Source organism: Conyzicola lurida, from assembly GCF_014204935.1.
Taxonomy (GTDB): domain Bacteria; phylum Actinomycetota; class Actinomycetes; order Actinomycetales; family Microbacteriaceae; genus Conyzicola; species Conyzicola lurida.
The window spans coordinates 2976710-2989114 of sequence record NZ_JACHMJ010000001.1; the positions used below are offsets into that span (position 1 = coordinate 2976710).

At 69.0% G+C, this 12405-nt stretch carries 10 protein-coding genes and 2 tRNA genes; 7 read left to right on the forward strand and 5 right to left on the reverse strand.

What is annotated here, in order from left to right:
- The first annotated feature begins 73 nt into the window (after positions 1–73).
- From HD599_RS14500 to HD599_RS14510, 3 genes are read left to right on the forward strand one after another with little or no spacing between them, the layout of a single operon-like run.
- Positions 74–988, forward strand: coding sequence for a carbohydrate ABC transporter permease (locus HD599_RS14500; protein ID WP_184238809.1), 915 nt, complete (start codon positions 74–76; stop codon positions 986–988).
- On the forward strand, positions 985–1827 hold the full coding sequence (locus HD599_RS14505) for a carbohydrate ABC transporter permease (RefSeq protein ID WP_343062093.1): 843 nt from the start codon (positions 985–987) through the stop codon (positions 1825–1827). The genes HD599_RS14500 and HD599_RS14505 overlap by 4 nt, the downstream gene beginning before the upstream one ends.
- Positions 1828–1874: 47 nt before the next feature.
- Positions 1875–4646, forward strand: a complete 2772-nt coding sequence (locus tag HD599_RS14510) for an alpha-L-rhamnosidase (protein WP_343062094.1) — start codon at positions 1875–1877, stop codon at positions 4644–4646.
- 72 nt (positions 4647–4718) lie between these two features.
- On the opposite strand, the gene HD599_RS14515 is transcribed toward HD599_RS14510, so the two are convergent.
- Positions 4719–5777, reverse strand: a complete 1059-nt coding sequence (locus HD599_RS14515; protein WP_184238814.1) for a zinc-binding dehydrogenase — start codon at positions 5775–5777, stop codon at positions 4719–4721.
- 71 nt (positions 5778–5848) lie between these two features.
- Between HD599_RS14515 and HD599_RS14520 the strand changes: the two genes are divergently transcribed.
- The 3 genes from HD599_RS14520 to HD599_RS14530 all read left to right on the forward strand — a co-directional run bounded on the left by HD599_RS14520 (position 5849) and on the right by HD599_RS14530 (position 7280).
- Entirely contained in the window at positions 5849–6364 is a 516-nt protein-coding gene (locus HD599_RS14520; protein WP_184238816.1) for a GNAT family N-acetyltransferase, read from the forward strand.
- A 57-nt stretch (positions 6365–6421) separates the two neighbouring features.
- Complete coding sequence (locus tag HD599_RS14525; protein ID WP_184238818.1) at positions 6422–6847, forward strand: BLUF domain-containing protein; 426 nt, start codon at positions 6422–6424, stop codon at positions 6845–6847.
- Between the two features lie 94 nt (positions 6848–6941).
- On the forward strand, positions 6942–7280 hold the full coding sequence (locus HD599_RS14530; protein WP_184238820.1) for a hypothetical protein: 339 nt from the start codon (positions 6942–6944) through the stop codon (positions 7278–7280).
- On the opposite strand, the gene HD599_RS14535 is transcribed toward HD599_RS14530, so the two are convergent.
- The 4 genes from HD599_RS14535 to HD599_RS14550 form a co-directional block, all read right to left on the reverse strand.
- Positions 7277–8026 (reverse strand): ferritin-like domain-containing protein, encoded by a 750-nt coding sequence (locus HD599_RS14535; protein WP_184238822.1) that lies wholly within the window; start codon positions 8024–8026, stop codon positions 7277–7279. The two genes, HD599_RS14530 and HD599_RS14535, sit on opposite strands and share 4 nt — an antisense overlap.
- Before the next feature lie 149 nt (positions 8027–8175).
- Positions 8176–8249 (reverse strand) — tRNA-Met (locus HD599_RS14540).
- A 24-nt stretch (positions 8250–8273) separates the two neighbouring features.
- Positions 8274–8345 (reverse strand) — tRNA-Thr (locus tag HD599_RS14545).
- 200 nt (positions 8346–8545) lie between these two features.
- Entirely contained in the window at positions 8546–10369 is a 1824-nt protein-coding gene (locus HD599_RS14550; protein ID WP_246376205.1) for a glycoside hydrolase family 13 protein, read from the reverse strand.
- 69 nt (positions 10370–10438) lie between these two features.
- On the opposite strand from HD599_RS14550, the gene HD599_RS14555 reads away from it, so the two are divergent.
- Entirely contained in the window at positions 10439–12166 is a 1728-nt protein-coding gene (locus tag HD599_RS14555; RefSeq protein WP_184238827.1) for a glycoside hydrolase family 13 protein, read from the forward strand.
- Positions 12167–12405 lie beyond the last annotated feature (239 nt).

Here is a 12405-nt window from a genome sequence, read left to right on the forward strand (position 1 = left end):
CCTTTCCTAAAAAAGTCCGACCGGTGGGCGGGCGCGATTACCCGCCCGCCGGTCGCCTAACCGTCAGGTCGTTATGACTCTCGTAACCGAACTCGCCCAGAGCGAGACACCGAAAACCGAACGCCGCCGCCGCATCAGAAGCCCGTATCCCACCTGGTTCTACATCCCGGCCGGTGTCTTCTACGTCGCCCTGTTCCTCATCCCCACCGGAGCCTCGTTCTACTTCGCGCTCACCCGGTGGAGCATCTTCGACGTCGAGTTCATCGGCTTCGACAACTTCGTGCAGTTCTTCCAGGAGCCGGCCCTGATCCAGGGCTTCGTCAACACCTTCTTCTACGCCTTCATCACCTCGGGCCTCAAGGTCGTGCTCGGCCTGCTGCTCGGCGTGCTGCTCACCTCGCAGATCATCGCCCGCGGATTCCTGCGCTCGGTGCTGTTCTTCCCGGTGCTCGTGAGCACGATCGGCGTCGGGGTCACCTTCAAGGTGTTGATGGACCCGTTCGACGGCCTCATCAACCAGGCCCTCGCCACGATCGGCGTCGACGGCCCCGGCTGGCTCACCGACCCGGCCTGGGCGCTGTTCTCGGTCGCGCTCGTCGACGTCTGGAAGGGTGTCGGCCTCGCAACGCTCATCTACATCGCGGGCATCGTCGCGATTCCGCAGGAGTACTTCGAGGCGGCCCGCGTCGACGGCGCGACCGGCTGGCAGAACTTCCGCTACCTGATCCTGCCGCTCGCGCGTCCGGCGACCGTCACGGTCGTCATCCTGTCTCTCATCGGCGGTCTGCGCTCGTTCGACCTGATCTGGACCATGACGAGGGGCGGCCCCGGTTTCACCAGCGACGTCATCGCGTCGGTCATCTACAAGCAGTACCAGGCCGGGTTCTACGGGCTCTCCACGGCGGGCAACGTCGTGCTGTTCCTCGTGATCGCCGCCATCGTCGTGCCGCTGTCGGCCTGGCTCAACCGCAAGGGGGCAGAATCGTGAGCCGCGCCGACCGCATCAAGCCGCGGGGCATCTGGACGGGCGCCATCGCGTTGGTGCTCGCCGCCGTCGTGTTCCTCGTCCCGTTCGCGTTCATCCTGGTCACGGCGGCGAAGACCCAGCAGGAGGCATCGCTCCTGCAGTTCAGCCTCCCGACCGAGTGGGCGCTCTGGCAGAACATCCAGACGGTGATCGAGACCCGGGACGGCATCCTGATCCGCGCCTTCGTCAACAGCGCCGTGCTCACCGTGGCGAGCGTCGCCGTCATGGTGGTGCTGGCCGCGATGGTCGGCTACGTTCTGCAGCGCCGCCAGTCGAAGTGGAACCCGCTGGTGAACATGCTCGTACTCGCGGGACTCATCATCCCGCCCGCGGTCGTGCCCACCATCTGGGTGCTGCAGGGACTCGGGCTGTTCAAGTCGCTCGTCGGCCTGATCGCGGTGCACATCGCGTTCGGCCTCTCGTTCTGCATCCTGTTGTTCAAGGCGTTCGTCGCGACGATCCCGCGCGAGCTCGACGAGGCGGCCCTCATCGACGGCGCGAGCCCGATCCGCCTGTTCTTTTCGGTGGTGTTCCCGCTGCTGCGCTCGGTGATCGTGACGGTGATCGTCGTGCAGGCGGTGACGGTATTCAACGACTTCACCTACGCCCTCTACTTCCTGCCCGGGGAAGAGAACTCGACGGTGCAGCTCACGCTGTACAACTTCCAGTCGCAGGGGCTCAACCAGTGGAACCTGCTCTTCACCGATGTGCTGCTCATCACGATCCCGCCGCTGATCATGTACATCTTCTTCAACCGCCAGATCGTCGCGGGAATGACCTCAGGGGCCGTCAAGGGATGACCCTCGCCCCGACCCATCGACCCACCCAGCACCACAAGGAGAACCCCGTGACCTCAGTAACTTCGCTGCGCGCCGAATACCGCGACGACACCGGATTCGTAGCCGTCGCCGCCCCGCGGCTGAGCTGGAAGACCAGCACCGATTCCGCCGACTGGACCCAGGTCTCGGCCGAGATCGAGGGCGGCGCCGACGCCGTCACGGTCGAGGGCCGCGACTCGGTGCTCGTCGACTGGCCGTTCGCCCCGTTGGCCGCGGGCGAGTCCCGCGCCGTGCGGGTTCGCGTCACCGGCTCGGACGGCGAGACCAGCGACTGGAGCGAGCCGCTCGTGGTCGAGGCCGGCTTCGTCGACGAGTGGACCGCCCCGCTCGTGCGCGCCGCCGCCCCGACCGGTATCGGCCGGCCGCTGCTCGTGCGCGGCACCGTCGACCTGCCACCCTTCACCCGGGCCGTGCTCTTCGCCACCGCGCAGGGCGTCTACCAGGCCGAGATCAACGGCACCGAGGTCGACGACCAGATCCTCAAGCCGGGCTGGACCGCCTACCAGCACCGCCTCACCCACGAGACCACCGACGTCACCGACCTGCTGCACAAGGGCGAGAACATCGTCGGCGTGCGGCTGGCCGGCGGCTGGTTCACCGAGAGCTTCGGCTTCAACGGCAACGACAGCCCCTTCTACGGCGACCACCCGGCCGTGAGCGTGCAGCTGCGGGTCACCCTCGCCGACGGTTCCGTAGAGATTTTCAGGTCGGATGCCGCGTGGCAGACCTTCGACGACGGCCCGGTCATCAGCAGCAGCATCTACGACGGCGAGACGTTCGACGCCCGCAAAGAACCGGCCGGCTGGTCGACCGTCGGCTTCGACGCGAGCGGCTGGGCGGCCGCCGCCGAGGTCGCCGAGTTCCCGACACCGAGCGCCCGGTACTCCCCCGCCGTACGCATCACCGACGAGTTGCAGGTGCGCGAGGTGATCACCTCGCCGAGCGGCCGCACCATTCTCGACTTCGGGCAGAACGTCGTGGGCCGCCTGCGCATCACGGTGACGGGCGAGGCCGGCCACACGGTGACACTGCGTCACGCCGAGGTGCTCGAACACGGCGAGCTCGGACTCCGCCCGCTGCGCCGGGCCAAGGCGACCGACCACTACACGCTCGCCGGCGACGGGCCGGAGACCTGGGAACCGTCGTTCACCTTCCACGGCTTCCGCTACGCCGAGGTGGAGAACTGGCCGGGCGAGTTCGACCCGGCCGACGTCACCGCCGTCGTCTTCCACAGCGACATGGTGCGCACCGGCTGGTTCGACAGCTCGCACGAGCTCGTCAACAAGCTGCACGAGAACGTCGTGTGGGGCATGCGCGGCAACTTCCTCTACCTGCCGACCGACTGCCCGCAGCGCGACGAGCGCCTCGGCTGGACCGGCGACATCCAGGTGTTCAGCCCGACCGCGAGCTACCTCTACGAGGCCGACGGCTTCCTCGCCAGCTGGCTCGAAGACCTCGCGCTCGAGCAGAAGCAGCGCGACGGGGTCGTGCCGTTCATCGTGCCCGACGTGCTGCGCGGCTTCGCGGCCCCCGCGGCCGCCTGGGGCGACGCGGCCACGGTCGTGCCGTCCGTGCTGCTCGAGCGCTTCGCCGACCGGCGCGTGCTCGAGACCCAGTACCCGAGCATGCGCGACTGGGCCGACACGATCGTGAAGCTGTCGGGCGAACGGCATCTCTGGGAGGGCAACTTCCAGTTCGGCGACTGGCTCGACCCCGACGCCCCGGCCGACTTCCCCGCCGACGCCAAGACCGACGCCGACATCGTCGCCACCGCACACGTGTTCCTCTCGGTCGATCTGGTCGCCAAGGCCGCGGCCGTGCTCGGCTACGACGAGGACGCGCGCTCGTACCGGTCGCTCGCCGACACGGTGCGCACCGCGTTCCGCCGCGAATACGTCACCGCCTCGGGCCGCATGGTCTCCGACGCCCAGACCGCGTACGGTATGGCGATCCAGTTCGGGCTCACCGAGAGCGACGACGAGAAGCAGCGCATGGGCGACCGGCTCGCCGCCCTCGTGCGCGCCGCGGGGTACCGCATCGGCACCGGCTTCGTCGGCACCCCGCTCGTCGCCGACGCGCTCACCGCGACCGGCCACCTCGAGGTCGCCGGCCGCCTGCTCACCCAGACCGAGAACCCGTCGTGGCTGTACCCCGTGACGATGGGCGCCACCACCATCTGGGAACGCTGGGACTCGATGCTCGAGGACGGCTCGATCAACCCGGGCGAGATGACCTCGTTCAACCACTACGCCCTCGGCGCGATCGCCGACTGGATGCACCGCTCGCTCGCCGGCCTCGCCCCCGCGCAGCCCGGCTACCGGGTGATCCGCATCGAGCCGCGGCCCCTGCCCGAGTTCGACTACGCCACGACGTCGCACGAGACTCCCTACGGGCTCGCGAGCGCGGGCTGGAAGCGCGTCGGCTCGCAGTACGTCGTCGACGCCGTGGTGCCGCCGAACACGACCGCGGAGGTCGTGCTGCCCGGGGCGGCCGAGACGCTGACGGTCGGCTCGGGCACGCACAGCTGGACGGTCGATGCGGCGCCGGCAGCGGCATCCACCGCCCCTCTCTCGCTCGACAGCGACCTCACGGCCATCATCGACGACCGGGAGGCGTACGAGTCGGTGCTGGCCGCGATCGGCGAGGTCGACGCCGACGCGGCGCGCGCGCTGCGCAAGAACACCAAGTGGGTCGCCGGCCGCAGCCTGCACGAGGAGTTGATGATCATGAGCGGCACCGTCGCCGAGGCCGCGAAGACGGCGCTGGCGGGGCGGCGATAACCCTCAGAACGACGGATGCCGCGGCCGACCCGACCGGTCGGCCGCGGCATCCCCGTCTGAACAGGGCCGACGCTACCGGCGTGGGTCGACGAGCACCTTCGCGTCGGCGCTCGTGCCGGTGTCGAGTTCGTCGAGCACGGACTGCAGCTCGTCGAGACCGACGGTGCGGGTGTGCAGCGAGGCGACGTCGACCGCACCGCTCGCGATGGCGAGCATGGCCCCGGTGAAGTCCTCGTGGTTGTAGGCGAGCGAGCCGACGACGGTGAGTTCGCGGCTCTGCCAATCGGGGTAGCTGACGACGCTGGTGGTCCCGGGGTAGCCGAGCAGTGCGAGGGTGCCGCCGCGTCGCACGAGTTCCGCCGACGCCTGCATCAGCTGGGCGACTCCTGTGCACTCGTAGAGCACGTCGGCGCCGAGCCCGTTGCTCGAGGCGAAGACGTACGCGGAGAACTCGGCGCCGGGTGCGAACACCTCGGTGAAACCGAGCGCCGTGGCGGCGGCGCGGCGCGCCTCATTCGGTTCGACGATGACCACCCGGCCAGCACCGGCGTGACGCGCGTGCTGCGCGGTGAGCAGGCCGATCGGTCCGGCGCCCTGTACGACGACGAAGGCACCGAGTCTCTGGTTCACGCGCTTGACGGCGTGGAAGGTCACGGCGGTGGGTTCGACCAGCGCGGCCTGCTCGTCGGAGAGCTGCTCGAGGACCGGAAGCACGCGTCGGGCGTTGACCGCGATCTCGTTCGCAAATCCGCCGTGGGCGGGCGAGTCGGCGGTGACGCCGTTGGCCTCCGCGAACGAGGTGTCGCAGTTCTCGGTGAAGCCGGCGAGGCACTGCGGGCAGGTTCCGCAGGCGGGTCCTACGCAGGCCACGACCCGCTGGCCCACGCTGAGGCCGACCACGTCGGACCCGACGGCCGCGATGGTCCCGGCCCACTCGTGGCCGAAGACGGACGGCGGGATGAGACCGCCCGAGGTGTACCCATGGGTATCGGTCGCGCACACTCCGCAGTAGCTGATGGCGACGATCACGCCGTCCGTGGCCGGCTCGGCCGTACCCGCCTCCGTCCGTAGTTCGAGCGATCGCGGTGCGTCGACGGTGGCATAACGGGCGGGAGACGTCGGTGTATTCACCCGAAATAGGCTACACCCGTCGCTTAGTCGGGCCGGAGGAATACGCAGGTTGGTGCCCTAGGCTCGGCCGCTTGCCCGTTACACACAGAACTCCCGTCAACGCCGGTCCGCCGACGATCATCCTGCTGCCGTTCACCGAAGAGGGTGCGACCCGCGTGCTCGCCGGTCTCAAGCGGCCGGGCGAGGAGTGGGCGAGGGACTACCCGCTCTTCCACGAGCTCGACTTCCTGCGCGCCTTGCTGCTCGACCGCGCGGCGGGCACGGACCCCGGGGTTTTCGGCATGTACCAGGTCCGCCTCTCCGACAGCACTCTCGTCATCGGCGGCGCGTCCTTCTTCGGGCCGCCCGACGAGTTCGGCGCGGTGGAGATACTGGTCGGCATCGTGCCCGACTACGCCGACGGGAGCTACGCCGCCCACGCTGTCGCACAGCTGGTGCGGATCGCGGCCGACAACGGTGCCCGCTACGTCATCGGCAGCGCCGACGTCGTCGACACCGCGGCCATCGACGGGTTGCTCCAGGGCGGGCTCGACGAGGTCGTCCGCGACGACACGATCGCGCACTTCGCCCGGGAACTCACGGCCTGAATGTGTGACGATGGACTGAGTCGCCCGCGGAACCGGGACTGAATCGGGGGGAACCACGTGCTTTCAATCGCCTACGTCAGCGTCGCGACGAGTCCGATGAGCGACGAGGACATCGCGCAGATCCTCACCCGGTCGCGCGCCAACAACGCGCGCGACGGCATTACCGGGATGCTGCTCTATCACGGCGGCCGGTTCGTCCAGATCGTGGAGGGTGACGACGAGGTCGTGCTCGCCCGGTACGAGACGATCGCGACCGACCCGCGGCACCGCAACGTGCAGAAGATGCGCGAGAAGACGATCGGGGTGCGCCAGTTCCCGCAGTGGACGATGGGCTTCCGCGAGAGGACCGACGACTCGGTGAAGCAGCTCGACGGGTTCGAGGACTTCTTCGCGCGCACCGGGCGGGCGCGGCTCGAGCACGCCGACAACGAGGCGCAGCAGTTCCTCGAGTGGCTCGGCGAGTACTGGTTGCCCCGGTCCTGACGTCGGCAGAAGTTCCGCCCCGGCCGACCTCGCGCACCCGTCGGGCCTTGTCAATGGGTACGCACGCATTTCGGACCGTGCCTAGGTTGGGCAGATGAAACACCTCACATACGCAGACCGGTCTGTGCTCACGGGCGACGAAGCGGCCGACATTCTCGTGGAGCTCTCGGCGATTCTCGCCGAGACGGGTCACGCGGACTCCGTGACCCTCAACGCGCTCGGGGACGACGGGGATGCGATCGTGGCGAAGTTCGTGCTGGGCACCGGCACCAACCTGATGTCGGCGAGCACGACGTCGCAGTTGCCCGAACCGGAAAACCGCGAAGCGGTCGCGTATATGAACGAGCAGATCGCTCGCCTCACGATCCCGGCCGCCGCGGTTCCCAGCGACGACGAATGGCATAGCGCAGAGCCGTTCGAGGCGAACCTCTAGTCGCGTCGCGCGGGGCCGAGCAGGGGCGACTCGGGGTGCGCGAGCACTGACCGGGCCGCAGCCCGGAAACTGCGCATCGCCCGTCCCCAGTACTCGACCGGCGAGACACCGCACGCTCGCAGCGCCGCCCCGTGGTCGACGACGATCACGGTCGCCGCGCCGGCCGCGACCACTCCCCAGGCGAGGCCGACCAGCGCGCGGGCAGGCGCGGGCGTCGCGCGGAATCCGATGCGCAGCCGGTCGATCTGGAAGCGGATGTGGTCGCGCTCGTCCTCGGCGATGCGTCGACCGATGCCGCGCAGCACCGCGTCGGGTGCGTGCCCGGCGAGCGCGACGAAGTATCCCATCGCGACGCTCTCGGCGATGAGGAACAGCCCGATCTCCGTGCGCAGCCCGAGCAGGCGGCGCAGCCGGGTGAACGCGGCATCCGTCCAGTGCTCGTCGAGGGAGGGCGCCGCCAGATGCCGCAGCCCCCGCCCGAACAGCGCGGAGTGCTTCTGCTCCTCCGCGACGAGCCGGCGCAGGGCGTCGGTGTAGACGGGATCGCCCGCCTCCGCCGCCATCCGCAGCAGTCGCACGCCGTCGCCGCTCTCGCCGAGCTCGAAGCGCTGGAACGAGCGCACAAAAGCCCTCCGCTCGCGGTTCGCGAGTTCCGCCGGAGCGGACCAGTCGATGGTCGCCTCCGTCGCGCGCTGGCGCTCGGGGTTGGTCTGAAAGTGCACGACCCAGTCGTCAAAGGTGTCCATATCGTCTCCCGTCGAGACCGACACTAGGTCGAGGGTGCGGGATGGCGCGTCGGCACCGAGGGCGACCGTGGGTGGTCCGCAGGGATGCAGTGCGTCATCCGGCAGGCGGGGTTAACCAGAAAATCCCCGAATAATCGGGGATCTTGCGGTAGCTGAGGGGAGGCTCGATCTCCCGACCTCACGATTATGAGTCGTGCGCTCTAACCAACTGAGCTACTCAGCCATATAGCCGCCGAGGCAACTAACGAGCCCCCTGTGGGAATCGGACCCACTACCTCTTCCTTACCAAGGAAGTGCTCTACCAATGAGCTAAGGGGGCACAAAGCGATTTTCATCGTTTTGGCACCGTAAGAGACTAGCACCCGCCGGAGCCTTCTCTTGCACACCTCGGGGGCGGAACCCGGGCGTCGCGGCATCCCGCACAAAAATTCGGTAGTCCGGGGGCCAGCCGGCCAGTTCGGGCGGATATGAGGGGTGCGTGCGGGCACGAATTGGCCAGCTGGATGACGCGGGCGGCCGTTACCCGGCGGGGAGCACGATTCCCGGCAGCTTCCAGACGCCGAACGTCGGGCCGGTGCCCGAGAGGTGTCCCTCGGTCAGCTTGGCGTCGCCGAACAGCCGCTGGGCCGAGGCGAGGCCGGCGAGAACGTCGGACTCGAACAGCACGTCGAAGTCGTCGCGTGCGGCGAGGACGAGCAGCGACTCCTGCGGGTGCTCGCGCACGTAGACGAGCACGTCGTCGCCCACGTGGATCCAGCGGATGCCGCCCTCGTTGAGCGCGACGTGCGAGGTGCGCAGGTGGATCAGCTCGGTGTAGAGATCGATCGTCGCGCGCGAGTCGGCGATCGAGTCCCACGGCAGCGGCGAGCGCGAGTGCTCGCCGTCGTCGCCGACCAGGCCGAACTCGTCGCCGGCGAAGATCACCGGGATGCCGGGCAGCGTCACCGAGAGGCCGAACGCCACCGGCACGCTTCCGGGGACCGCGTGGGTGAGGAACCGCGGGGTGTCGTGCGTGTCGAGCGCGTTCATGGTGTGCAGCCGCACCCGCCACGGGAAACCGGCCGTGAACTGGTTGTGGGCGGCGAAGACCTCGCGGCCCGTGTACGACGGGATCGTGCCGAAGGGCAGCCCGAAGTACGAGCTCTCGCGCTCGCGCTCGGAGAGCCAGCCCCAGATCGGCCGCGTGAAGTTCGAGTACGTCATCGCGCCGTGCCACGCGTCGCCCTGGAAGTCGCCGGTGGCGTCGTTCGTCGACTCCCCCAGCAGGATCGTGTCGGGGTTCACGTCGATCATCGTCTGGCGGATGATGCGGCGCACGTCGGCGTTCAGATCGGTGTCGAGGTACCGGCCGGTCATGTTCGCGACGTCGATGCGCCAGCCGTCGAGGTTGTACGGCTCGCCGAGCCACTTCGCCACGACGGAGTCGGGACCCTCGATGAACCGGTCGCGCAGCTCCTGTGACGCCCAGTTGAACTTCGGCAGGCTCGGTACGCCCAGCCACGAGGCGTAGTGCTCCTGATTCTCGTCGAGCCAGTAGTAGAACTCGCTCTCCGGGGCGCCGGGCTTGAGGTGCGACGCCTGGAACCACTCGTGCGCGTCGCCGGAGTGATTGCTCGTGAGGTCGCCGATCACCGTGAAGCCGCGGTCGTGGGCCACGCGCACGAGGTCGACGAGCGCCTGGTCGCCACCGAGCAGCGGGTCGACCTCGGCGAACGAGAGCGCGTCGTAGCGGTGGTTGCTGCGGGCGGGGAACACCGGCGTCAGGTAGATCATCGTGATGCCGAGGTGCTCGAGATGGTCGAGGTGCTCGACGATTCCCTCGAGGTCTCCCCCGTAGAACTGGCGCGCGGTCGACGGGCCGATGTGGATCGGCTCGTCGGTCCACTCGGCCGGTTCGGCCCACTCGGGCAGTTCGCGGTCGTCGGCGGCACGTGACCGCGCGAACCGGTCGGGGAAGATCTGGTACATCACGCTGGCCCTGCCCCACTCGGGCGGCGCCGGGTAGGTGAGCAGTTTGAAGTCCTCGGAATCGAGGGTCTCGATGCGGTGGTACCCCGACGCGTTGAGCCAGGTCTTCGATCCGTCGGCGAGCGCGATGAGGAACCGGTAGCCGTGGATCGGGTTCTCGACCTCGACCTCGGCCTCCCACCAGTCCCAGCCGTCGAGCGACACGATCTTGGTGGCGACGGTGAAACGCGGCTCGTGGTCGGGGTTCGACCGGGTGCGCACGTTCTCCACCGGACCGAGACTGTGCGGGATGCGCACCCGCACCGTCACACGCTCGCCGAGCACGGGAGTCTGGGTCGAAACGTAGAGCGGTGAACCGTCGTGATGGGGATCCATGCGATCAGCGTAGCGATCGCGAGGTTTCATTCCCGTTACGGTTTCGCCTTCCGCCGTTAGGCTTGGCGGATGACTATCGCTAGCGAGACCTCTGCTGTGCCCGTCACTACGAGAACACTCGGTTCCGAGTGGTGGCGCAGCGCGGTCATCTACCAGATCTACCCGCGTTCGTTCGCCGACCTCGACGGCGACGGCATCGGCGACCTGCCCGGGATCACGGCCCGCCTCGACTCGCTCGCCGCCCTCGGCGTCGACGCCGTCTGGCTCTCTCCCTTCTTCACTTCTCCACAGAAAGACGCCGGCTACGACGTAGCCGACTACTGCGACATCGACCCGCTCTTCGGCACCCTCGCCGACTTCGACGCCATGCAGAACCGCGCGCACGAGCTCGGCCTCCGGGTGATCGTCGACCTCGTCCCCAACCACACCTCCGACGCCCACCGCTGGTTCCAGGAAGCGATCGCGACCCCGGCCGGGTCTGCCGAGCGCGCGCGCTACATCTTCCGCGACGGCAAGGGCGCATCCGGGGAACTGCCGCCCAACAACTGGGAATCGGTCTTCGGCGGCCCGGCCTGGACCCGCCTCACCGAGCCCGACGGCACGGCCGGCCAGTGGTACCTGCACCTGTTCGACTCGTCGCAGCCCGACCTCGACTGGCAGAACCCGTGGGTGCGCGAGCAGTTCCGCGACATCCTGCGCTTCTGGCTCGACCGCGGCGTCGACGGCTTCCGCGTCGACGTGGCGCACGGCATGATCAAGGCCGAGGGTCTGCCCGACTTCACCCCGAAGCCCGGCGGCAGCATGGGCGGCAGCGGCAGCAGTGTCGACGGCGTCTCGCTCGAGCCGGGAATCAGCGACCACGAAGACACCGCGCCTTTCTGGGCTCAGGATGGCGTGCACGAGATCTACCGCGACTGGCACGAGCTGCTCGCCGAGTACGAGGGCGACCGCGTGCTCTGCGCCGAGGCCTGGGTCGAGCCGCTCACCAAGCTCGCCAACTGGGTACGCCCCGACGAGATGCACCAGGCGTTCAACTTCTCCTACCTCGAGACGCCGTGGGCCGGACCCGCGCTGCGTCGCATCATCGACAACTCGATCTCCGCGTTCGCGGGCGTCGGCGCCCCGAGCACGTGGGTGCTGAGCAACCACGACGTGGTGCGCCACGCCAGCCGACTGGCCCTCACCGCGGAGAACCCGCAGGGCGCCGGCATCGGCCCGAAGTCGCTCGGCCTGCCCGACGCCGACCTCGGCCTGCACCGCGCGCGTGCCGCGACCGCCCTGATGCTCGCGCTACCCGGCAGCGCCTACGTCTACCAGGGCGAAGAGCTCGGACTGCCCGAGGCGATCCACCTGCCCGACGCCGCCCGTCAGGACCCGACGTGGTTCCGCACCGACGGAGAACGCTACGGGCGAGACGGATGCCGCGTGCCGATCCCGTGGGAGGCGTCGAGCCCCGCGTTCGGATTCAACGCCACCGGCGAGAGCTGGCTGCCGCAGCCCGAGGAATGGGCGTCCTACGCCCGCGACGCGCAGCTGGGCGTGGAGGGATCGACGCTCGAGCTGTACACGCGCCTGCTCGCACTGCGTCACGAGCACGACCTCGGCATGGGCACGCTGAAGTGGATCACCGGCCACGGCGAGGCCGTCGTCGCGTTCAGCAATGGCGACGTGACGGTGTTCGCGAACACCGGGGACGTCCCCGTGGAGCTCCCGCTCGGCGAGGTGCTCGCCGCGAGCGGCCCCGTCACGGGCGGATCGCTGCCCGCCGACACGACCGTCTGGCTGCGCACCGCGTAACCGGTTTCGACGGGCTCACCCGCGGGTTGAGCCCGTCGACACCCCAACCGCAGCCGCGCGCTGCCCTTTGTCGCGTACGCGCCCGTCCGTACCGGCGCGCGCGCCACAAACCTCAGCGCGCCCGGGACAAACCTCCGCGATCGAAACGTCGCTCAGCGCCGCACACTCGCTCACGCGGATTGAGCCCGTCGGGATCCCGGCGGTCGAGTTGGCCGCCCGCGGCCGTGTCGAAACCCAGC

What these genes read in the sequence shown, in the direction of transcription:
- HD599_RS14535 (WP_184238822.1), bottom strand. Translation starts at nt 8,026, where the DNA reads ATGGACACCTTTGACGACTGGGTCGTGCACTTTCAGACCAACCCCGAG.
- HD599_RS14550 (WP_246376205.1), bottom strand. Translation starts at nt 10,369, where the DNA reads ATGGATCCCCATCACGACGGTTCACCGCTCTACGTTTCGACCCAGACT.
- HD599_RS14500 (WP_184238809.1), top strand. Translation starts at nt 74, where the DNA reads ATGACTCTCGTAACCGAACTCGCCCAGAGCGAGACACCGAAAACCGAA.
- HD599_RS14555 (WP_184238827.1), top strand. Translation starts at nt 10,439, where the DNA reads ATGACTATCGCTAGCGAGACCTCTGCTGTGCCCGTCACTACGAGAACA.
- HD599_RS14530 (WP_184238820.1), top strand. Translation starts at nt 6,942, where the DNA reads ATGAAACACCTCACATACGCAGACCGGTCTGTGCTCACGGGCGACGAA.